16 protein-coding genes and 1 pseudogene are annotated in these 21,330 nt (G+C 73.9%); 11 read left to right on the plus strand and 6 right to left on the minus strand.

All coding sequences use genetic code 11. The features are described from left to right. Nucleotides 1-63: 63 nt before the first annotated feature. Nucleotides 64-1,560, plus strand: coding sequence for a hypothetical protein (locus AB0J86_RS25075; protein WP_363860046.1), 1,497 nt, complete (start codon nucleotides 64-66; stop codon nucleotides 1,558-1,560). Here the strand turns inward: AB0J86_RS25075 and AB0J86_RS25080 are convergent. Next, nucleotides 1,540-2,613, minus strand: coding sequence for an NAD-dependent epimerase/dehydratase family protein (locus AB0J86_RS25080; RefSeq protein WP_363860047.1), 1,074 nt, complete (start codon nucleotides 2,611-2,613; stop codon nucleotides 1,540-1,542). The genes AB0J86_RS25075 and AB0J86_RS25080 overlap by 21 nt on opposite strands. 172 nt (nucleotides 2,614-2,785) lie before the next feature. Here AB0J86_RS25080 and AB0J86_RS25085 point away from each other — a divergent pair, with 172 nt between their 5' ends. Together AB0J86_RS25085 and AB0J86_RS25090 are read left to right on the plus strand one after the other, a co-directional pair. Then, entirely contained in the window at nucleotides 2,786-3,481 is a 696-nt protein-coding gene (locus AB0J86_RS25085; RefSeq protein WP_363860048.1) for a response regulator transcription factor, read from the plus strand. Then, a complete protein-coding gene (locus AB0J86_RS25090) occupies nucleotides 3,474-4,496 on the plus strand; it encodes an ATP-binding protein (RefSeq protein ID WP_363860049.1) in 1,023 nt (340 codons plus the stop codon). Before AB0J86_RS25085 ends, AB0J86_RS25090 begins: the two co-directional genes overlap by 8 nt. 69 nt (nucleotides 4,497-4,565) lie before the next feature. On the opposite strand, the gene AB0J86_RS25095 is transcribed toward AB0J86_RS25090, so the two are convergent. Beyond that, entirely contained in the window at nucleotides 4,566-5,840 is a 1,275-nt protein-coding gene (locus AB0J86_RS25095) for a hypothetical protein (protein ID WP_363860050.1), read from the minus strand. Nucleotides 5,841-6,038: 198 nt separating this feature from the next. Here AB0J86_RS25095 and AB0J86_RS25100 point away from each other — a divergent pair, with 198 nt between their 5' ends. After that, nucleotides 6,039-6,575, plus strand: a complete 537-nt coding sequence (locus AB0J86_RS25100) for a VOC family protein (RefSeq protein ID WP_363860051.1) — start codon at nucleotides 6,039-6,041, stop codon at nucleotides 6,573-6,575. Next, entirely contained in the window at nucleotides 6,568-7,371 is an 804-nt protein-coding gene (locus tag AB0J86_RS25105) for a MerR family transcriptional regulator (RefSeq protein ID WP_363860052.1), read from the plus strand. The genes AB0J86_RS25100 and AB0J86_RS25105 overlap by 8 nt, the downstream gene beginning before the upstream one ends. Before the next feature lie 48 nt (nucleotides 7,372-7,419). On the opposite strand, the gene AB0J86_RS25110 is transcribed toward AB0J86_RS25105, so the two are convergent. Continuing rightward, complete coding sequence (locus AB0J86_RS25110) at nucleotides 7,420-8,541, minus strand: HoxN/HupN/NixA family nickel/cobalt transporter (RefSeq protein ID WP_363860053.1); 1,122 nt, start codon at nucleotides 8,539-8,541, stop codon at nucleotides 7,420-7,422. A 202-nt stretch (nucleotides 8,542-8,743) separates the two neighbouring features. Then, nucleotides 8,744-9,964, minus strand: a complete 1,221-nt coding sequence (locus tag AB0J86_RS25115; RefSeq protein ID WP_363860054.1) for an ROK family transcriptional regulator — start codon at nucleotides 9,962-9,964, stop codon at nucleotides 8,744-8,746. Nucleotides 9,965-10,160: 196 nt separating this feature from the next. Between AB0J86_RS25115 and AB0J86_RS25120 the strand changes: the two genes are divergently transcribed. Then, nucleotides 10,161-10,814, plus strand: coding sequence for a maleylpyruvate isomerase N-terminal domain-containing protein (locus AB0J86_RS25120; protein WP_363860055.1), 654 nt, complete (start codon nucleotides 10,161-10,163; stop codon nucleotides 10,812-10,814). Between the two features lie 38 nt (nucleotides 10,815-10,852). Here AB0J86_RS25120 and rho read toward each other — a convergent pair. After that, a pseudogene (gene rho, locus AB0J86_RS25125) lies at nucleotides 10,853-12,046 on the minus strand (transcription termination factor Rho); the annotation flags it as partial. A 667-nt stretch (nucleotides 12,047-12,713) separates the two neighbouring features. Beyond that, nucleotides 12,714-13,301, minus strand: a complete 588-nt coding sequence (locus AB0J86_RS25130; protein WP_363860056.1) for a TetR/AcrR family transcriptional regulator — start codon at nucleotides 13,299-13,301, stop codon at nucleotides 12,714-12,716. Between the two features lie 55 nt (nucleotides 13,302-13,356). Here AB0J86_RS25130 and AB0J86_RS25135 point away from each other — a divergent pair, with 55 nt between their 5' ends. The 5 genes from AB0J86_RS25135 (at nucleotide 13,357) to AB0J86_RS25155 (ending at nucleotide 21,311) form a co-directional block, all read left to right on the plus strand. After that, entirely contained in the window at nucleotides 13,357-13,992 is a 636-nt protein-coding gene (locus AB0J86_RS25135; RefSeq protein WP_363860118.1) for a GNAT family N-acetyltransferase, read from the plus strand. A gap of 189 nt (nucleotides 13,993-14,181) precedes the next feature. Beyond that, complete coding sequence (locus tag AB0J86_RS25140) at nucleotides 14,182-15,597, plus strand: condensation domain-containing protein (protein ID WP_363860057.1); 1,416 nt, start codon at nucleotides 14,182-14,184, stop codon at nucleotides 15,595-15,597. 594 nt (nucleotides 15,598-16,191) lie between these two features. Next, on the plus strand, nucleotides 16,192-17,184 hold the full coding sequence (locus tag AB0J86_RS25145; RefSeq protein WP_363860058.1) for an ABC transporter ATP-binding protein: 993 nt from the start codon (nucleotides 16,192-16,194) through the stop codon (nucleotides 17,182-17,184). After that, complete coding sequence (locus AB0J86_RS25150) at nucleotides 17,181-18,542, plus strand: ABC transporter permease (protein WP_363860059.1); 1,362 nt, start codon at nucleotides 17,181-17,183, stop codon at nucleotides 18,540-18,542. Before AB0J86_RS25145 ends, AB0J86_RS25150 begins: the two co-directional genes overlap by 4 nt. Nucleotides 18,543-18,545: 3 nt before the next feature. Then, nucleotides 18,546-21,311, plus strand: a complete 2,766-nt coding sequence (locus tag AB0J86_RS25155) for a phosphoesterase (RefSeq protein WP_363860060.1) — start codon at nucleotides 18,546-18,548, stop codon at nucleotides 21,309-21,311. Nucleotides 21,312-21,330 lie beyond the last annotated feature (19 nt).

A 21,330-nucleotide genomic window follows, 5' to 3' on the forward strand; every position in this document is an offset into this window, starting at 1 on the left:
GCTGACGTCGGCCGCGCCGCCCTTCCGGGCCGGGCGGAGGGGCTCGTATCGTCGGCCGTCGCCATGACCACCATCACCCGGCCGGTACGACGCCGGCACGCCGACCTGTTCACCGTCGCGGTCGAGGTCGCGCTGCTCGGCGCGGCGGTCGCCGCCGGTGCGCTGCTCAACCGGCGCGGCGTACGGCTCTACGCCGACGCCGCCCCGCTCTACGCGATCTGGCGGCCGCACGCCGGCTGGGGCACCCCGGCCGCGGTGCTGGTCGCCGTGGTGCTCGTCTGGTGGGGACCCCGCTGGGCCCGGTACGCGCCGTGGCCGCGACTGCTCGCCGCCGGCTACCTCGCCGCGCTGGCCTGGACGCTGTCGCTAGCCCTGGTCGACGGCTGGTCGGCCGGGCTGACCAGCAAGCTGACGCCGCAGGCCGAGTACCTGCACGAGGTCGCCGGGGTGACCGACGTCCGGGCGATGCTCGCCGGATTCGCCGGGCGCATCCTCGACTTCCAGCCGGGCTCGTGGTCCACCCACACCGCCGGCCATCCACCGGGCGCGCTGCTGATCTTCGTCTGGCTGGACCGGATCGGGCTGGGCGGGGGCACCGCCGCCGGTGTCGCGTGCGTGGCGCTCGGGGCCACCGTGTCGGTGTCGGTACCGGCGGCCCTGCGCGGGCTGGGGGCCGAGGAGGCGGCCCGCGCCGCCTGGCCGTTCCTGGTGCTCTTCCCCGGCGCGGTCTGGATCGGCGCGTCCGCGGACGGGATCTTCGCCGCGGTGGTCGCCGCCGGGCTGGCGCTGCTGACGTCGCGCGGCCGGTGGGCGGCCGTACCGGGCGGGCTGCTGTTGGGTTTCGCGCTCTACCTGTCGTACGGGTTCCTGCTGGTCGGCGTGCTGGCGTTGACGGTGGTGGCGCTGCGGCCCCGGGACCGGCTCGGCGTGCTGGCGGTCGCCGCCGGCGCGGTGGCGCTCGTCGTCGGCGCGTTCTCGTTCGCCGGATTCTGGTGGCTCGACGGGTACCACCTGGTGGTGCGCCGGTACTACCAGGGCTGGGGCGCCGAGCGCCCGTACGGCTACTGGGTCTGGGCGAACCTGGCCGCGCTGCTGCTCTCGGCGGGTCCGGTGCTCGGGCCGGCGCTGCGCCGCGCGGTCGTGGCCGTCCTGCCCGCCCGGACCGACCGGCCATCGGCGGGCCGCCCGTGGCGGTGGCGCACGCCGGCGGCGTGGCGGGATCCGGCCGCGCGCAAGGCGTGGCGGGACCGGGGCCTGCGCGCGGCGTGGCGGGACCGGGGCCTGCGCGCGGCGTGGCGGGATCCGGCCGCGCGCGCGGCGCTGTGGCGCCGGGTGACGAGCCGACCGGCGGCGTGGTTGCCGATCGCGGCGGCCGTGGTGGTGGTCGCCGCCGACCTGTCCGCGCTGAGCAAGGCGGAGGTGGAGCGGATCTGGCTGCCGTTCGAGGTCTGGCTGCTGGTCGCCACGGCACACCTGCCGCGCGGACACCGCCGCGGGTGGCTGGCGGCCCAGGCCGCCACCGCGCTGGCGGTGAACCACCTACTGTGGACGGTGTCCTGACCGGGCCGCGGGCGCCCGCAGCGGCGCGGTGGCGAAGGCGGCCACGCCCTCGGCGAACCCGGTGCGCGCGGAGAAGCCGAGCAGCCGCGCGGCCCGGGCCGGATCGGCCACCACGTGCCGCACGTCCGCCGGCCGGCCCCCGCCGACCACGACCGGGGCCGGACCGCCCATCGCCGCCGCGAGTTCCCGGGCCAGCTCCCCGACGGTGTGCGGCTCGCCCGAGCAGACGTTCAGCGGGACCAGGCCGTCCGGCGCCGGAGCGGTGAGGGCCAGCACGTTCGCGCGCGCCACGTCCGTCACGTGCACGAAGTCGCGCCGTTGCCGGCCGTCCTCCAGCACCCGGGGCGCCGCGCCGCCCGCCAGCGCCGACCGGAAGATCGACGCCACCCCGGCGTACGGGGTGTCCCGCGGCATCCTGGGCCCGTACACGTTGTGGTAGCGCAGCGCCCAGACCCCGCCGCCGGTCTGCCGGGCCCACGCCGCCGCGAGGTGTTCCTGGGCCAGCTTCGTGGCGGCGTACGTGCTCCGCGGTTCCAGCGGCGCGTCCTCGGGCACCAGGCCCGGCCGCAGGCGGGCGCCACAGTCCGGACATACCGGCTCGTACCGGCCAGCGGTCAGGTCGGCCGGTCGCCGCCCGGCCGGCCGGACCACGCCGTGCGCGTCGCAGTGGTACCGCCCCTCGCCGTAGACCACCATCGAGCTGGCCAGCACCAGGCGGCGTACGCCCGCCGCGTGCATCGCCGCCAGCAGCGAGGCGGTGCCCAGGTCGTTGTGCGCGGCGTACCCGGGCGCGTCCGACGGGTCCAGCCCGTGTCCGACCATCGCCGCCTGGTGGCAGACCGCGTCGACCCCGCGCAGCAGGCCGCCGAGCAGCTCGACGTCCCGCACGTCGCCCGTGACCAGCCTGTGCCGCACGGCCCAGGGCGGCGCCGTCCCGCCGTGCGCCTCGGGTAGCAGCGCGTCCAGCGCGACGACCTCGTGCCCGTCCTCGGCGAGCAGATCGGCGACGTGCGAGCCGATGAAACCGGCGGCACCGGTGACAAGTATCCGCATTCGCCCCACCGTAGGACGTGCCGGAGGCCGGGCGGCGCTTCGCGGGACGGTCGTAAGCATCTCGCAAGATCTGGCCGGGCGGGACCGCGCCGCGACGTGGCTACGCTGGTCCGATGGCTGCGAATCTGGCGCGCGCGAGCGGACGGCGGCCCGGGCGTGCGGGGGTCCGGGGGTGACGCAGCGCGTCCTGGTGGTAGACGACGACCAGACCGTCAGCGACGTGGTCTGCCGGTACCTGGAGTACGCCGGCTACCAGGTCAGCCACGTGGGCGACGGGAGGGCCGCCCTGGCCGCGGTCGCCCGGCAGGCGCCGCACCTGGTCGTACTCGACCTGATGCTGCCCGGGATGGGCGGCCTGCAGGTCTGCCGCGAGCTGCGGGCCACCCCGGGCGGCGTACCGATCATCATGCTGACGGCGCTCGGCGACGAGGCGGACCGGGTGCTCGGCCTGCAACTCGGCGCGGACGACTACCTGACCAAACCGTTCTCACCGCGCGAACTGGTGCTACGGGTGGGGTCCGTGCTGCGGCGCTCGGGCGGCGAGCCGACAGGCGCCGAGCCCGAGGTGCTCACCGACGGCGACCTGGTGGTGCGGACCGGGCCGCGCCTGGCGTACCTGGCCGGGCGGGAACTGGTGCTGACGCTGCGGGAGTTCGACCTGCTCACCCACCTGGTACGGCACCCGTCCCGGGTCTTCACCCGGGCCGAGCTGCTCGAACAGGTCTGGGGGTGGAACTTCGGCGACCAGTCGACGGTGACGGTGCACGTACGGCGGTTGCGGGAGAAGATCGAGGCGGATCCGGCCGTACCGCGCCGGATCGTCACGGTATGGGGTGTCGGCTACCGCTACCAGCCCGCCGATGCGTGACCTCGCGCTGATCTTCGCGATCGCCCTGGGCGCCGCGCTCGTCGTCGGTCTCGCGGGCGCGCTGCTGCTGCGCTTCCTCCGGCACACCTCGATCACGGTGCACCTCTGCGTGCTGCTCACGGTCACGGTGGTCGCGGTCGTGGTCGGGGTGGCGGCGGTCGCCGAGGCGATGTTCCTCTCCCGGCACGACCTGGAGGTGGTCCTGATAACCGTCGCGGCGGCGGCGACCGTCAGCCTCGCCGTCGGCGGGCACTTCGGGCGGCGGCTGGCGCTCGCGGCGGTCTGGGCCGACCAGGCCCGGGAACGGGAACGGCGGCTGGAGAAGGGCCGGCGGGACCTGGTGGCCTGGGTCTCGCACGACCTGCGTACCCCGCTCGCCGGGCTGCGCGCGATGGCCGAGGCGCTGGAGGACCGGATCGTCAGCGACCCGGAGACGGTCGGGGAGTACCACCGCCGGATCCGGCGGGAGACCGACCGGATGACCCGCCTCGTCGACGACCTGTTCGAGCTGTCCCGGATCAACGCGGGGGCGCTGCAGCTGTCGCTGACCGCCGTACCGCTCGGCGAGGTCGTCTCGGACGCGCTGGCGGGCGCCGCGCCGCTGGCCGCGGCCCGGCGGATCCGGCTGGTCGCCGCCGAGTCGGGGTGGCCGACGGTGGCGGCCAGCGAGCCCGAGCTGGCCCGGGTGATCGCGAACCTGCTGCTCAACGCGGTCCGCTACACCCCGCCCGACGGTACGGTCCGGATCGAGGCGGGGCGCGAACGGGATGCCGCCTGGCTCGCGGTGAGCGACACCTGCGGCGGCATCCCGCCGGCGGACCTGCCGCGACTGTTCGAGGTGGCGTTCCGGGGCGAGCCGGCCCGTACCCCGGCGCAGGCGAACAGCGGTGGTGGCGCCTCGGGCGGGCTCGGGTTGGCGATCGTCCGCGGGCTGGTCGAGGCGCACGGCGGCCGGGTCGACGTCCAGAACACCGGCGACGGCTGCCGGTTCGTCGTCCACCTCGCGGCCGCCTGACCCGAGCAGGCCGGGTCGACCGGGCGGGGCGGACCGGGCCGAACTGGGCCGGACGTCACGCCCGGCACGCTAGGGCTGGCTGTGCTCGCCGACGTACGGCTGTGGCTGTGGCAGAGGCTCCGGCTCGCGGGCGGGCGCGGCCGGACCCTCGATGGTGGGCTGCTCGGTCGTCGTCTCCACCGCCGCGTGGCTGCCGTTGCCGTTGCCGTTCCCGTTGCGCGGGACCACCACCATCCGGTACTCGCCGGTCTCGGCGCTGATCGCGGCGGCGGCGATCACGGCGGCAGCGGCCCGGTCGGCCACCCGCTTCGCCTCGCGCTGCACCCGGGCCCGTACCTCGATGGCATGGCGCTCGGCGGAGTCCGCCGCCTGCCGCGCCTCCTCCAGCCGGTTCAGGTCGGCGGCCAGGTCCTGGCGCACCTCACCGAGGCGCTGCTGCAACTGGACGACGTCGCGCTCCACCGTCGCCTTCTCGCCGCGCGCCTGGGCCAGCCGCTGCTGGGCCTGCTCCTGCGCGGCCTGCAACTGGGCCAGCGCCTGCTGGCGCGCCTCGATCTCCTCCTGGATGACCGTGAGCTGCTGCTCGTTCGCGGCGGCCTGCTCCTCGGCGCGGCGACGCAGGTCGGCCGCGTACTGCTGCGCCTCCGCCTGGAGCGCGTTGTTGCGCTGCTCGGAGAGGGTACGGCGGCGGTTCAGCTCCGCCTCGGCCGCCTCCTGCCGTTCGGCGATCTCCCGCTCGATGTTGGTCTTCCACTGCAGCAGTTCCTGCTGGGTCTGGGCGCGGGCCGCCTCGACCTCCTGCTGGGTCTGGGCGCGGGCCGCCTTCACCATCGACTCGGCCTCGCTGCGGGCCTGCTGCAGCAGGCGCGCGCTCTCCTCGGCGATCCGCTTCGCCTCCTGCTCGGCGCGTTCCCGGGCGGTCTCGCCCTCGTTGCGGATCTGCTCGGCCTGCTCGCGGGTCTCGGCGAGCAGCCGCTCCGCCTCGGCCTGCCGATCGGCGGCGGACTGGGCGGCCTCGGTCAGCACCTGCTCGGCCTGCCGGTCGGCCAGGCTCAGGATCTGGTGGACCAGCGGGCCCACGTCGCTCACGGTCGCCCGGTCCGGCTGCGCCGGCCGCTCCCGCAGCTCGGCCAACTCCGCCTGGAGCTGCGCCAGCTGCGCGTTCAGGTGCTGGATCTGCCCGTACGCGAGTTCGCGGTCCGCCGCCAGCTTGGAGACCTCACCCACCACGTGGGACACGTACTGGTCCACCTGTCGTTTGTCGTAGCCGCGCAGCGTGGACTCGAAGTTCGGTCGCGAGTTCCGCTCCTCTCGCAGGTCGAACAGTCCCTCGCCCTGAGACATGCGGCTTCCTCCATCGATCGGCGTCGGCGACGTACGGCGCGCCACGGGGGATGACGGCTCAATCGCCGGACTATACCGTCCGCCCGGAAATGCGGGCAGTTCCGGCCGCCGGCCGCGACGTCCCGCATCGCGGGGCCCGGGCCGGACTCGCGGATCCGGCTTGACCCTGACGTTGCGTGAGGCTCGAGGGTGGGGCGCATGAGCGACTACTACGACGCCTTCGAGATGAGTCCCGTCCCGACGCCCGGCCCGGACGCGGTCGCGCCGGAGCCGTTCCGGGGCATCTACGGAATGCCCGCGTTCGTCACGATCCCCACGGGCGACCTGCCGGCGTCGGTGGACTTCTGGATTCGTGGGCTCGGGTTCTTCGAGCTGTTCGGCATCCCCGGTCGGCTCGTCCATCTGCGCCGGTGGGCGTTCCAGGACGTACTCCTCGTCTCGGCGGCGAGCGTTCCGGCGCGGCCACCGGCGATGAGCGTCAGCTTCGCGTGCGTGCTCGGCCAGGTCGACTCCCTCGTCGAGGCCGTTCGCGCGTTGGACCCGAACGCGGTCGACGGCCCACGGGACACCCCGTGGAACACCCGCGACGTGGAGGTGATCACCCCCGAGAAGGCACGGGTCGTGTTCACCGCGGCGAAGCCCTTCGACCCGGCCAGTCAGGAGGCGCGCGACCTCGAAGCCGTCGGGATCAGGCCACCGGGGGTCGGCCGCGGCGACAATGGCGAGCGTGCCTGACACCACCGACGCCGACGGCCTGACCGTCGGTCAGGTCTCGACGCGGCTGGGCGTGACGGTCCGCGCGCTGCACCACTGGGACGAGATCGGGCTGGCGCGACCGTCGCTGCGCACGGCTGCCGGATACCGGCTCTACACCGCCGCCGACCTGGAACGCCTACAGCGCATCGTCGGCTACCGGGAGATCGGTCTCGGCCTGGACGGGATCCGGGACATCCTGGACGAGTCGGCCGTGGACGTGCCCGCCGCACTGCGCGCGCAGCGCGCCCAGGTCGCCCACCGGATCGACCGCCTCCAGCAGCTCAGCGCCGGCCTGGATCGGATGATCGAGGCACACGAGCGCGGCCTGCTGCTCACCGTCGAGCAGCAGGCCGCGATCTTCGGCCCCCGGTGGAACCCGGACTGGCCCGCCCAGGCCCGTCAGCGCTACGGGGACACGGCGCAGTGGCGGCAGTACGCCGAACGCGCGGCCTCCCGCGGCCCGGAGGAGTGGCAGGCCGTCGCCGAGACCGTCGCCGACCTCGACCGCGCCCTCGCGGCCGCGATGGACGCCGGCGTCGCACCGGGTAGCCCGGAGGCGAACCGACTCGTCGAGCGGCACCGCGCGGTCTTCACCTCGTACTTTCCGCTCACCAGGCAGATGCAGGTCTGTCTCGCCCGCGCGTACGAGGCCGATCCGGCGTTCGCGGCCCACTACAACGGCATCCGTGCCGGCCTCGCCACATGGTTCCGGCAGAGCGTCGACGCCAGCGCGCGCGCCCACGGCATCGACCCCGACACCGCGACCTGGCAGTAGCGCGCGGGCCCGCACCCGTGGGAGCGTCCGGCCCGGCGGGCGCCGCGTTCACTCCGTCGGGTTGGCCGGCGCCAGGTGCCGGTTCCACCGCTGCTCGATGCGGCCGAAGCGCCACACGCCGAGCGCGACGATCCAGGTGACGAAGAAGAGCCCGACGATGACGTAGCCGACCAGGTTGAGGTCGAGTCCGGCGATCCAGCCGACCGGACCGTCGGTGATCGCGAGCTTCTCGGCCAGGATCGAGACGAGTTCGATCACGCCGATGATCAGGGCTACCGCGACCGAGAGACCGGTGATGGTGATGTTGTAGTAGACCTTGCGGACGGGCTTCGAGAAGGCCCAACCGTAGGCGAAGTTCATGAACGAGCCGTCGATCGAGTCGAGCAGGCTCATGCCGGCGGCGAAGAGGACCGGCAGGGTGAGGATGGCGTACCAGGGCAGGCTGGACGCGGCGGCGCCGCCGGCGATGACCAGCAGGCCCACCTCGGTGGCGGTGTCGAAGCCGAAGCCGAAGAGCAGCCCGACCGGGTACATGTGCCAGGGCTTCGTCACGGCCCGGGTGGCCCCGCCGAGGATCCGGTTCATCAGGCCGCGCCGGTTCAGCTGCTCCTCCAGCTCGGCCTCGTCGTAGGAGCCGCCGCGCATCGCCCGGAAGACGCGCAGGATGCCCACCAGCACCACCAGGTTGACGACCCCGATGACGACCAGGAAGGTGCCGGAGACGGCGGTACCGAAGACCCCGGTGACCTGGTGCAGGGTCGAGTCGTCGTCGCCGAGCTGGCCGGCGAGGGTCCGGATGCCGAACGACAGCAGCAGGCAGAGGCCGAAGACGATCGAGGAGTGGCCCAGCGAGAACCAGAATCCGACCGAGAGCGGGCGCTTGCCGTCGGCCATGAGCTTGCGGGTGGTGTTGTCGATCGCCGCGATGTGGTCGGCGTCGAAGGCGTGCCGCATGCCGAGCGTGTACGCGGTCAGCCCCAGGCCGATCCCGAAGACCTCGTGCCCGACGACGTAGCGCTGCGGGGCGACCAGCGCCACGAGGGTCACCCAGCCGACGACGTGCAGGACGATCACCACCGCGGTCATGCCGGCGACGCTGCGCCACTCCGCGGCCGTGAGTCGCCCGCGCCGGGCGGAGCGCGGCGGGGCCGGGGTGGTGCTGCTGCTCATGGGGCGCCTCGCAGGTGAAACTGGCTGCCGGGATGCTGGCCCGCCCACCCTAAAATGATCATCTTTGCTGTTGCAACATATGTGCAACAGCATGTGAGTTGACGCACCGTCCCGTAGCCGGTGGTCACGGCACACGGCCGCCGACCACGCGACGCGGTCGGTGATCAGGGGACCGGTCGCTGTCACGCGACGCGGTCGGTGGTTACGGCACGCGGCAGCCGGAGCGGGGCCGGGGCGCCACGCGGGCCAGCGTGCCGAGCGGGTCGGCGAGCAGGCGGGCGAAGCCGAGTTCGGCGGCGCCGATCAGGGTGGCGTCGTCGGCGAGCGCCGACGTGCGCAGCCGTACCCGCTCCCGGGCGACCGGCAGCACGTTGGCCGCGATCCGGGCGCGGACCTGCGGCGCCGTCCCCGGGTACACGTCGCGCTGCATCCCGCCGAAGATGACGACCCCCGGGTTGAACAGGTTGATCAGATTGGCGACCCCGATGCCGAGCCAGTCGCCGATGCGGCGCAGCGCCGCCGAGGCCGCCGCGTCGCCGCCGTCCGCGTCGGCCACCACCTCCCGTACGGCGGACCGGCCGAACAGCTCGGCCGGGCGGCCGGCGGCGTCGAGCAGCGCCCGCTCGCCGGCCTCCGCCTCCAGGCAGCCGTGCGAGCCGCAGCCGCAGGGCCGCCCGTCGTACGGGTTGACGACCATGTGGCCCAGCTCGCAGCCGTACCCGCCGTCGCCGTCGAGCAGCTTGCCGCCGACGATGATCCCGCCACCCACGCCGACGTCCCCGTGCAGGTAGATCAGGTTCTGGTAGCCGACGCCCGCCCCGCGTCGCTGCTCGGCCAGGGCGCCCAGGTGCGCCTCGTTGCCGACCGCCACGGGCAGGCCGAGCCCCAGCCGGCGGCCGAGTTCGGCGCCGAAAGCCTGGTCCACCCAGCCCATGTCGGGTCCGAACCGGACCATGCCGTCGCCCGGCCGGATCATCCCGCAGTACGACGCGCCGATCCCGACGCAGACCGCCTCCGGGGGCGCCGCCCCGTGCAGTTCGCGGCCGAACCGCGCGAGCACCTCGACCACGCGGTCGAGGTCGGCCCCGGCGCGCGGGCGTACCGCCTCCCTGCGCTCCAGCACCGTGCCGCCCAGCCCGACGCGGGCGGCGACCAGCCGGTCCACGGCCACGTCGACGGCGAGCACGTACACCCGGCCGGACTCGGGCCGTACCACCAGCGACGGCCGTCCGGCGCGGCCGGTCTCCGTGGCCGGATCCTCCCGTACCAGCCCGGCGGCGGTGAGTTCCGCGGTCAGCGCCAGGATGGTGCTGCGGTTCAGGCCCATCCGCCCGGCCAGCTCCGCGCGGGAGATCGGCCCGCCCAGGTGTACGTGTCGCAGCAGCGCGCCGACGTTGCGCCGGCGGATCTCCTCCTGGACCAACCCGACCTCCGGAACTCGTCGGGATTCCTCGCTGCGCGCGGAGTCCGTACGTGCCCTCGCGCGTCTGCATCGTAGAGCACCGGGCCGACCGGGCCCGGTCCGCTCGCGACCCGGCGACCCGGCGACCCGGCGACCCGGCGTCCGGGCGGTCGCCGGCGAGGCCCGCCGGGCCGGCGCGCGCTGTTAACGTCCGGTGGTGGACCTCTTCTCGCGCTCCTGGGCGGCGCTGCGCGCGGCGGTCGCCGGGCTGCCGGACCGGGACTTCGCGCGGCCGTCGGGCTGCGCCGGCTGGCTGGTCCGCGACCTCGTCTGCCACCTGGTCATCGACGCGCAGGACGTCCTGATCACCCTGGCCACCCCGGTGGACGCCGAGCCGACCCGCGACGCGGTGACCTACTGGGAGGTCGTCGAGGCCCCGACCGGCGACGACCCGCTCGACGCGCTGACCGTCCGCCTCGCCGCCGCGTACGAGGAGCCGTGGCTGCTCAGGTTCCACCTCGACGACGTCGGCTCCGCGGCCGGGCGCGCGGCCGGACTCGTCGACCCGGGCCTGCGGGTCGGCACCCGGGGCCAGGTCCTCACCGCGGGCGACTACCTCTCCGCGTACGTGCTGGAATGGACGCTGCACCACCTCGACCTGATCGCCCATCTGCCCGACGTCGCGGGGCCGCCCCCGGAGGGCCTGTCCCGTTCCCGCGCGATGCTCGAAGAGATCGCCGGGGCCGCGTTCCCCGCGCCCCTCTCCGACGAGGACGCGCTGCTGGTCGGCACCGGACGCCGGGCACCGACCGCCGCCGAGCGGGCCGGACTCGGCGAACTGGCCGCGCGGCTCCCGCTGGTCCTCGGCTGACCCGTCCAGCCCCGCGACCGAGGTCACCGCCGGTGCGGTCAGCCGGGAACCGCGGCCGGTACCGGCTCGCGGGGCGCCGCCCGGCCGGTGTCGGCGGCCGGCGCGGACCGGGCCAGTTGCAGCAGGAACTCGGCGTTGCTGCCGGTACGCCCCAACCGCTCCAGCAACTGCTCCCCGCGCTGCGGTGAGTCCGCCCCGCGCAACGCCCGGCGCAGCCGCCGTACCAGGGGCAACTCGTCCGGGGTGAGCAGCAGTTCCTCCCGGCGTGTCCCGGAGGCGTCGAGGTCGACCGCCGGGAAGACGCGCCGGTCCGCCATCGCCCGGAGCAGCCGGAGTTCGCTGTTGCCGGTGCTCTTGAACTCCTCGAAGATCAGGGTGTCGCCGGTCGAACCGGTCTCCACCAGCGCGGTCGCGATGATCGTCAGCGAGCCGCCGTGCTCGATGTTGCGGGCGGCGCCGAGGAACCGCTTCGGCCCGTGCAGCGCGCCCGCCTCGATGCCGCCCGAGAGGACCCGCCCGCCCGACGGCGCCGCCAGGTTGTACGCCCGGCCGAGCCGCGTCAGCGAGTCGAGGAGCACGACGACGTCCCGTCCCGACTCGACGAGGCGCTTCGCCCGCTCGATCGCGAGTTCCGCCACGGCGATGTGGTCAGCCGGCGGCCGGTCGAACGTGGAGGCGACGATCTCGGCGTCGACCGTACGCCGCATGTCGGTGACCTCCTCCGGGCGTTCGTCGATCAGTACCGCCATCAGGTGGCACTCCGGGTGGTTCGCGGCGACGGCCCGGGCGATCGCGTGCAGGACCACCGTCTTGCCGGCCTTCGGCGGCGCGACGACCAGCGCCCGCTGTCCCTTGCCGATCGGCACCAGCAGGTCGAGGACCCGGGTGGTCAGGTTCTTCGGCCCGGACTCCAGCCGCAGCCGTTCCGTCGGATGCAGCGGAGTCAACCGGTAGAACTCGGGGCGCCGGTCGATCTCCGCCGGTGCCACGCCGTTCACCGCGTCGAGCCGTACCAGCGGGGCGTGCCGGTCGCGGCGGTTCCTGCCGCCGGACGGTCCGGCCGCCCGCGACGGCGTCCGGGCGGCCCCCGTGATCTCGTCCCCGGAGCGCAGGCCGTACCGGCGGATCTCGGCCGGCGCCACGTACGCGTCGCCCGGGCCGGGCAGATATCCGTCGACCCGGACCAGGCCGTGGTCGTCGCGGATGTCGAGCAGCCCGCTGACGGGCAGCAGCCCGTCGCGGTCGCCGGCGTCCGGCCGGCGTGATTCGAGGTCTGTCATGCGTTGGACTCCCACTTCGCGGTGTTGGTGGAGGGATTCGGCGCTTCGCACGGGCGGCGGGCGCTCGCCCGGGGACCTTCGCGGTCCGGGCCGGTGCGGCTCCGGACGGGGGCCGCGCGTCGCGGCGGACGCGGCGGCCCCCGGGTACGGCCACCCGCCTCGACGAGGCGGCGGCTCCGGCTGCGGCCACCCGTCCCGACCGGGCGGAAAACCGTCCCGACCGGGCGGAAAAACGGTCGGGAGCGCGGGCGGCGGTCGGGGCGAGACTTGGTCGGCGTACCGGTGGAACCGTCGGCGGCGATCGACGGCCGGCGCGCGCGGGCGAGGCGGCGCGTACGCGGGGCTCCCGGCCGGCTCGGTGTGCCCGGGCCGACGGTGCTCCGGGGCCGGTCACCGCGCGAGCGGAGCGCTCGTCGAGCGGCTGAGGTCGGAGCGGTCGCCCGCCGCGTCCATCCGGACGGCGATACCCGCCAGAATCAGGAAGACGGCTCCCAGCAGCGGGAAGACACCCGCCAGAATCGCCGAAGAGCCGCCTCAACGTTAACCGACCGCCGGACCGGAGACAACCGCACCCGCCGACTCGCCCCCCGACCGGCGGCCGGGGTGACCCCGGTACGCCCTACCCCGGCAGCCCGTCGACGTAGCGCCGCACCGCCGCGGTCGTCCGCGCGACGTCGCCGGTGGCGAGCAGGTCCAGCAGCGCCCCGCGCAGTACCGCCAGGGTGAGGGTGGCGCGTGCCCGCCGGTCGTCGGCCCGCTCGGCCGAAGCGGATTCCCCGGCGGTCAGCACGTCGAGCCAGTCCCGCACGGTCGCCTGCGCGAAGTCCGCCCAGGCTCCCCGTGGCACCACGAGGGAGTGGGCGTACGCCTCGGCCCAGAGCAGCAGCAGGCCGCGGTGTTCGGGGGCCGCCATCCAGCGCCACAGCTCGGCGACGGCGGCGCCGGTGCCGGCCACGGCGGGATCGGCGGTGCGTAGGCGCAGCCGCGCCAACAGCTCCAGCTCCTCCGCGCGGGCCCGGCCGAGCAGCGCGCGTACCAGCCCGTCCTTGCTGTCGAAGAGCAGCAGGAGGACGCGGGGGCTGGAGCCGATGGCGGTGGCCAGCGGCCGCAGCGACATCTCCGCCAGCCCGTGCGTCAGCACGTAGGCGTACGCGAGTTCGAGCAGTTCCTCGCGCCGGGCGGAGGGCGGCTTGACGGCGTCGGTCATGTGGATATCCTCACTGAAACAGTCGTTTCAGTCAACGAGACGCGAGGTGAGCGGGATGGATGGCGCCGAGGTCGTCGTCCGGCGGCTGGGCCAGCCGGGCGACCTGGGTTGGGTGATCATGGCGCACGGTGAGCTCTACGCCGCCGAGTACGGATGGGACAGCAGCTTCGAGGCGCTCGTCGCCCGGATCGTGGCGGACTACGCCGACGACCACGACCCGTCGCGGGAGGCCGCCTGGATCGCGGAGGTCGACGGCCGACGGGTGGGTTGCGTCTTCTGCGTGGCCGCGGACGACGACGGCGGTGCGCCCGACGAGGCCGGCACGCGTCACGGGGGCGCGGACGACGCGGCCGGTCCGCGCGATGCCGCCGGTCCGCGCGACGACGGCGGTGCGGGTGACGGTGGACGGACGCCGGCCGGCGGCGCGACCGCGCAGCTGCGCATCCTGCTGGTCCATCCCGATGCCCGAGGGCGTGGACTCGGGGGACACCTCGTCGACACCTGCCTCGGCTTCGCCCGCGACGCCGGCTACGCCTCGGTGCGGCTCTGGACGAACCACCCGCTCGCCGCGGCGCGCCAGATCTACCTGCGGCGCGGCTTCAGGCTCACCGACGAGCAGCCGCACCACAGCTTCGGGGTCGACCTCGTCGGCCAGACCTACGAGCTGGACCTGCGCGTGGTGGCCGCATAGGGGGCGCCTCCGGAGCGCCGGCGCCGGTTGACATCGCCGGTCGGCGATTGGAAGCATTCACGATCGTCGTGGCGATTTTCGGGGAGCCGCCGGGGCCGGACGGGACGGGCGTGGGTACGCCGCGACGCCGTCGGCGGCGGCCACCTCCGACGGCGCGCCGGGCGGCTACCGGGGGAGGGGTGCGCGGGGATGACCTCGGAGACGCTGCCGGTCGAGTTCCGCGCGGGCGAGCGCTGGAGCGGGCCGCTGACCTGGGGGCAGCTCGCGATCTGGGAGGTGGTCCGCTGGCTGCCGCCGGGTGACGCCTCGCTCAACCTGCTCCACGTCGGCGACGTACCGCCGGGCCGGACGACCCGGGACGTCGCGGACGCGCTGCGCCGGCTGCTGGAGCGCCACGAGGTGCTGCGTACCCGCTTCGCCCCGCCCGCGGACCCGGAGCCGCGACAGACGGTCGAGCCGCGACAGACGGTCGAGCCGCACGGTCGCCTCGACGTCGCGCTGGTCGACACGGCCGGCCGGCCCCGGGAGCGCGTCGTGGACGAGCTGGTGTCGCGGCTGCGCTCCCGTCCGTTCGACCCGGCCGCCGGGCTGCGACTGCGCGCCGCCGTGGTCACCTCCGGCGGCGCCCCGGTCGCGGTCGTGTTGGTCTTCGACCACCTGGCCGTGGACGGGTACAGCGTGGAGATCGTCGGCCGGGATCTGCGGCTGCTGCTCACCGACGGCGCCGAGCTGCCGCCGCGGGCGCTGCAACCGCGCGGGCGGGTCGCGTACGAGACCAGCGACGCGGCCCGGCGGCGGGCCGAGCAGGCGCTGGCGTACTGGACCGACGGCATCCGGGAACTGCCCGGCGCCATGCTCTCGGTCGACCCGGGTCCCGAGCGCCGACAGTGGGCGCGGATCACCTCCCGCGCGCTCCGCCTCGCCCTGCGCGAACTCGCCGACCGGCACCGGACGAGCCTCGCCATGCTCGTGCAGGCGCTGACCGGGCTGCTGCTGGGCTTCTACCGGAACGAGTCGCGGATCGGCATCCGGCTCATCGTCTCGACCCGCTTCACCGCCGAGACCAGGGACTACGTGGGCGCCTTCAACCAGAACGGCCTGCTCCGGCTGGACCTCGGCGCCGAACCGCTGGCCGGGTTCCTCGCCCGGGCCCGGATGGCGAGCATGCGCGCGTACCAGTCCTGCGAGTGCGATCCGCTGCTGCTGGAGGAGCGGATCGACGCCATCCGCGCCGAACGGGGCCTCGCGGCCGGCGCCTACTGCTTCATCAACGACGTCCGCCCCTTCGACGAGGTGCGCGCCGAGGGCGGGGGCGGTGGCCGCGACGGCGGGGGCGGGCCGGACCTGTTCGCTCGGATCGAGGCGGCCCGGCGACACACGAGCGTCACCGCGCTGGACCGTGACGGCCGGCAGAAGGGCGCGAAGTTCTTCCTCTTCCTGAACGCGCTGGTCGACGAGGCGCGGCTGACGCTGGCGGCGGACGGGCGGTTCCTCGCCCCGGGCTCGGCCCAGACCTTCCTGTCCGATCTGGAGTGGCTCGCGGTCGAGGCGCTCTCGGGCGACCGTACGCTGCCGGAGCTGGCCGCCGCCTGGTCGCGGCGGTAGTGGGCCGGCGCGACCACGCCGTACCCGGAGACGCCGCCCGGTGCGAGGGCGGCGAGAACGTAGCCGATCATCTCCCCCCAGGGGATCCCGATCCGGGCGTCCAGGGCCCGGCTCGGCTTCCGGGGGTCGTACCGCACCGCCAGATCGCCCCCGACCGGCACCCCACCCTTCCACGCTCGGACGGTCACCTCACGGGTCAGCGGCGGAGGCAGCTGCACGACCACGCTGCCTCTCCTGATCTCCATCACGCGGGCGGTGACGACCTCTCCACGGTTCTGGAGTGTCAGCCCGAGCACGAGGAAATAGGTCGCCGCCGCCAGCAGGAGCGCCGCGAGGAGGGTGTGCAGGACGGCACCGAACAGCTCCAGACCGGGCCGCGACCTCTCGCTCACCAGGATCGGTTCGTACCGGGGAAGGTGCGGCGGTCGCACGGGCTTCGATTGTCGCCGCCGTGCGCCACCAGGCCGCCGGTGTGGTGATCCGTGCACTCGGGCGGTTCGGCCGGCATTCGCCGGATGTTCGGCTGCCCGCCTCGCCGACGCAAATCATGATCTTTAAGTTCCCCTGCTGGCAACGATGTAAAGGGGAACCGACATGGACAGGAGCCCCGCAGCCCGGGCTCGCGGGATCACGAAGTCCTTCGGCGATCTGGTCGCGCTCGACGGAGTCGACCTGGACGTCGCGGCCGGGCAGATCCACGGCCTGATCGGACCGAACGGCGCGGGCAAGACCACCCTCCTCGGCCTGCTGTTGGGGCTGGCCGTCGCGGACAGCGGCCAGCTGGAGATCCTCGGTACGCCCGTCGGGCGGACGCTCGCCGTACCCGACGGCGTCGCGGGCTTCGTGGACGGACCCGGGCTGTATCCCTCGCTCACCCCGCGGCAGAACCTCTGGGCCCTGGCCGCCCTGCGGGGGTACGACGCCCGACGCACCGCCGGCGTCGACGACGCGCTGGAGCAGGTCGGCCTCACCGAGGTCGCCAACGACCCGGTCCGGGGCTTCTCGCTGGGGATGCGCCAGCGGCTCGGGCTGGCGGCCGCGCTGCTCACCGGGCCGCGACTGCTCGTCCTCGACGAACCGGCCAACGGTCTGGACCCCGCCAGCAAACGCCACGTGCACCGCGTCCTCACCGGACTGGCCGCGGCCGGGACGGCGGTGGTCCTGTCGAGCCACCGGATGGACGACCTCGCCGCGCTCTGCTCCGAGGTCACCATCCTCGCCACCGGGCGGGTCGTCTTCTCCGGACCGGTGAGCAAGCTCGCCGCCGAACGGGACGAACTCGACTACCGGCTGCGTACCTCCGACCCGACGGCCGCCCGGCGGGTGGCGGCGGAGACGCCGGGCCTGCGCGTGCTGCCCGGCCGCGACAGCGCCCAACCGCCGGACGCCGACGCGCTCGTCGTCCGCGCGCCGGTGTCGGCCCTCGACGAGTTGGTGGTGCGGCTCGTGGGAGCGGGCGTGGCGGTACGCGAACTCGCGCCCGTGGTGCCGCCGCTCGAGGCCGCGTTCCTGGCCCTGACCGGGACGGAAGCCCTGACCGGGACGGAAATGGTGCCCGCCCAGACCGACCAGGAGGATTACCGATGACCGCGACCGTGACCGCAGCCGCGCCCCGGGCCGGCGCCCGTCCGGCGCCGATGCTGCCCAGCTACCGGTTCGAGCTGGTCAAGCTGCTCTCCCAGTGGCGGATCCGGCTGCTGCTCGGGGCCTGCTGGATCGCCCCCGCGGCGTTCGTGGCCGTGGTGAGCCAGCAGAGCACGCTGCCCACGGACACGGTCTTCGGCCGCTGGATGAACGCGACCGGCTGGGCGGGGTCGCTGGTCGTGCTCGGCTTCTCGTGCACCTGGGCACTCCCGCTGCTGACGGCGCTGGTCGCCGGCGACGTCTTCGCGGCCGAGGACCGGTTGGGCACCTGGCGCCACCTTCTCGTGGCGGTCCGCTCACCGCGGCGGATCTTCCTGGCGAAGGGCCTCGCCAGCCTCACCGTGATCCTGCTGCTCGTGGCCGGACTGGCCGGCTCGGGCATCGCGGGCGGGCTCGTCGCGGTCGGCAACCGGCCGCTCGCGGGACTGGACGGCCGTCTGCTCGCCCCGTCGGACGCGGCCACCACGGTCCTGCTCGCCTGGGCGTGCGTACTGGTGCCCACGCTGGCGTTCGCCGCGGTCGGGCTTCTCGGCTCGGTGGCCCTGGGCCGCTCCCCGATGGGGCTGCTGATGCCCGCGCTGCTCGCCTTCGCGCTGCAACTCGCGCAGCTGCTGCCACTGCCGGTGGCGGTACGGATGGCCCTGCCGAGCCACGCCTTCCTCGCCTGGCGCGGGCTCTTCACCAGCCCGGTGCAGGCGGGACCCCTCCTGATCGGGCTCGCGGTGAGCCTGGCCTGGGCGGTCGCCGCCACCGCGCTCGCGTACCGGCTGTTCCTGCGGCGCGACTTCACCGACCTGTCGTACGACGGGTCGGGGCGGCGCGTCCTCGTGGCGGGGGCGCTGCCGCTGACCGTGCTGGTCGCCCTCACCGTCGGTGTGCTCGCCGGCGCGACCCCGGCCACGGGATCGGGGATCGAGCAGGTCAAGCTCCAGGACTCGCTGGCCACGTCGTACGCCCACCTCTACCGGCTGCAGACCCGGGAGCTGCATCGCCCCGACGTCACCGAGGCCCAACTGGGGGCGACCGCGGCCTGCGACAAGGGCGGCTCCCGCGTCGTCGACCAGGGACCGGGCAACGACTGGCGGTGCGTCGTCTCCTGGCATCTCCCCGGCGCGACCGCCGTCGGCACCGCCATCTACCAGCTCGACGTCACCGCGGACGGGCGGTACGTCGCCGACGGAGACGGACCGAAGGAGGTGAACGGCTACTTCCAGGTGCGCACCCCCACCGGGGACGCACCCAACCCCCTGTGGCAGTTCGACGGGAACGTCGACCTGCTCACAAGCAAGCCAAAGGAATAATCCATGCACGTCACGCGCCACCGCGTCGCGAAGTCCCGGCTCGGGCTCTTCCGCCGACCGATCGGCCGCCGGATCCACGTCCTCACGGCCGCCACCGCCGCGCTCGTCGTCGCGGGCGGAGGCATCGCCTACGCCTCGACCGGGGTGTTCGGCAACAACCGGGTCGGCGAAACCACCGACGCCGGCCTGCAACTCGCCAGCGACCAGGTCCTCAAGCCGATCGGTGAGCGCCTGCTCGTCGACAACGGCAAGCTGCTCGCCTCGACGGTCAGCCCGGACGGCCGCTTCCTCGCGGCGCTCACCAACGACCGGTCGATCGCCCTGACCATCGTCGACCTGAAGAACTACAAGGTGTTGCAGCAGGCCGGGACCGCCTCGACCGCCGGCGTACTGCGCATCGCCAACAACAACGTCGGGCAGGAGGGGCCGGACTACTCCCCGGACGGCAAGACCCTCTGGCTGCCGCAGATCGACGGCTTCAACCGCTTCCCGGTGAACGCCGACGGCACCCTCGGCACCCCGACGTTCGTCACCATCGCCGCGCAGGGCTCGAAAAAGGCGCTGCCGGCCCAGGCCGTCTTCTCCGCCGACGGTAGGACCGTGTACGCCGCCGTCAACGGCCAGAACCGCGTCGTGGCGATGGACGCCGCGACCGGCGCGGTCCAGCAGAGCTGGAACGTGGGCATCGCGCCCCGGGGTCTGGCGCTGGTCGGCAACAAGCTCTACGCCAGCAACGAGGGTGGCCGCCCGGCCAGGCCCGGCGAGACCACGATCAACTCGTACGGCACCCAGGTGCCGGCGAACCCGGTCACGGGTGCCACGACCACCGGCACCGTGAGCGTGATCGACGTCGCCAACCCGGCGGCCCCGGTCGGCTCCATCGACGTCGGCCTGCACCCGACGGCGATGCACGCCGCTCGCGGCGCGCTCTTCGTCACCGACACGTTCGACGACCAGGTCTCGGTGATCGACACGTCCCGCGACCGGGTCGTCCAGACGATCGCCACCCAGCCCTGGCCGGAGGCCACGGTCGGCTACGCCCCGGACGGCGTGACCCTGACCAGGGACGGACACCTGCTGGTCACGCTCGGCCGGGCCAACGCGGTCGCCGTTTACCGGTACACCAGGCCGCAGGAGCCGGTCAGCTACGTCGGCCTGCTCCCGACGGACTACTACCCGGAGGAGGTGACCACCGTCGGCGACGACGTGATCGTCACCAACACCCGGGGCATCGGCGAGCGCGGTCCGACGCGCACGATCAACAAGGGGGCCGGCACCACGCCGGCCACGGGCCACAACACCCACGACTCGACCGGTTCGCTGCTGCGGTTCAAGCTGCCGGCCGACTCGGTGATCGCCAAGTCCACCGCCACGGTCTTCGCCCAGAACGGCTGGGGCAAGAACGACGTCAAGCAGGCCGAGGGCAAGTCGGCGCACGCCGTACCGGTGCCGAAGCGCCTCGGCGACCCGTCGACCATCAAGCACGTCTTCCTGCTCGTCAAGGAGAACCGCTCCTACGACCAGGTGTTCGGTGACGACCCGCGCGGCAACGGGGACCCCACGCTGGCGCAGTTCGGCGAGAACGTCACCCCGAACCAGCACGCCCTGGCGCGGCAGTTCGGTCTCTACGACAACACGTACGACATCGGCACCAACTCGGCCGAGGGCCACAACTGGCTGATGCAGGCCGACAACCCGGAGTACACCGAGTCCAGCGCCGGCGAGTACCAGCGCAGCTACGACACGGAGGACGACGCGCTGGGCCACCAGCGCAGCGGCTTCCTGTGGACCGGTGCCGAGGCGGCCGGCAAGACCGCCCGCAACTTCGGCGAGTTCACCCAGTTCGAGACCGTTCCCGCCGGCGCCACGTGGCAGAGCTTCTACTGCGACACCCGGAACATGGCGGCGACCGGTCAGGACACCACCATCAAGACGGACACCCAGTCGCCGATCCCGTCGCTCAACGACATCACGGTGCACTCGTACCCGAAGTTCGACACCAACATCCCGGACCTCTACCGGTACGAGATCTGGAAGCGTGACTTCGAGGCCAACGGGCCGGCGAACCTCAACATGTTCTGGCTCTCCAGCGACCACACCGGCGGGGCGCCGAACGCGGTCGCCCAGGTCGCCGACAACGACCTGGCCGTCGGCAAGATCGTCGACACCATCTCGCACAGCAAGTGGTGGAAGGACTCCGCGATCTTCGTGATCGAGGACGACACCCAGGACGGCGTCGACCACGTGGACGGCGCGCGCGGTCCCGTACAGATCATCAGCCCCTGGGCCCAGCACGGCACCGTGGACAGCACCTACTACACGCAGATCACCATGATCCGCACCATCGAGCAGATCCTCGGGATCCAGCCGATGAACCAGAAGGACAGCGCCGCCACCCCGATGAGCCGGGCCTTCACCAACAAGCCCGACTACACGCCGTTCACCGCGCTGCCCAACCGGGTGCCGCTCACCGACGGCCTGGCGACCCCGCCGGCCTGCGGCAACGACACCCCGGCCGGCGCGCCGGCCAAGGCGTCGACGGTACCGGCCGACAAGCGGCACATCGCCGAGGTCTGGAGCGCCTGGCAGCAGAAGCAGCAGCTGACCGGGCCGAACGCGGTCCCGGACTTCGCCCCGCCCGCGCTCATGGACCACTTCACCTGGTACCAGGCGCACAACTGGAGCACCCCGTACCCCGGTGAGGACAAGATCCTCACCCCGGACGCGGTGCCCGGTGGCTACCTGCCGTCGCCGGAGCACGACGGCTGACCTCCGCACCATCCACGAC

It is taken from the genome of Micromonospora sp. NPDC049559, from assembly GCF_040676675.1.
Lineage (GTDB): Bacteria > Actinomycetota > Actinomycetes > Mycobacteriales > Micromonosporaceae > JBFAPK01.

Coding starts and splice junctions, on each gene's coding strand:
- AB0J86_RS25110 (WP_363860053.1), bottom strand. CDS start 8,541: ATGAGCAGCAGCACCACCCCGGCCCCGCCGCGCTCCGCCCGGCGCGGG.
- AB0J86_RS25095 (WP_363860050.1), bottom strand. CDS start 5,840: ATGTCTCAGGGCGAGGGACTGTTCGACCTGCGAGAGGAGCGGAACTCG.
- AB0J86_RS25090 (WP_363860049.1), top strand. CDS start 3,474: ATGCGTGACCTCGCGCTGATCTTCGCGATCGCCCTGGGCGCCGCGCTC.
- AB0J86_RS25075 (WP_363860046.1), top strand. CDS start 64: ATGACCACCATCACCCGGCCGGTACGACGCCGGCACGCCGACCTGTTC.
- AB0J86_RS25080 (WP_363860047.1), bottom strand. CDS start 2,613: ATGCGGATACTTGTCACCGGTGCCGCCGGTTTCATCGGCTCGCACGTC.
- AB0J86_RS25100 (WP_363860051.1), top strand. CDS start 6,039: ATGAGCGACTACTACGACGCCTTCGAGATGAGTCCCGTCCCGACGCCC.
- AB0J86_RS25150 (WP_363860059.1), top strand. CDS start 17,181: ATGACCGCGACCGTGACCGCAGCCGCGCCCCGGGCCGGCGCCCGTCCG.
- AB0J86_RS25135 (WP_363860118.1), top strand. CDS start 13,357: ATGGATGGCGCCGAGGTCGTCGTCCGGCGGCTGGGCCAGCCGGGCGAC.
- AB0J86_RS25145 (WP_363860058.1), top strand. CDS start 16,192: ATGGACAGGAGCCCCGCAGCCCGGGCTCGCGGGATCACGAAGTCCTTC.
- AB0J86_RS25140 (WP_363860057.1), top strand. CDS start 14,182: ATGACCTCGGAGACGCTGCCGGTCGAGTTCCGCGCGGGCGAGCGCTGG.
- AB0J86_RS25155 (WP_363860060.1), top strand. CDS start 18,546: ATGCACGTCACGCGCCACCGCGTCGCGAAGTCCCGGCTCGGGCTCTTC.
- AB0J86_RS25130 (WP_363860056.1), bottom strand. CDS start 13,301: ATGACCGACGCCGTCAAGCCGCCCTCCGCCCGGCGCGAGGAACTGCTC.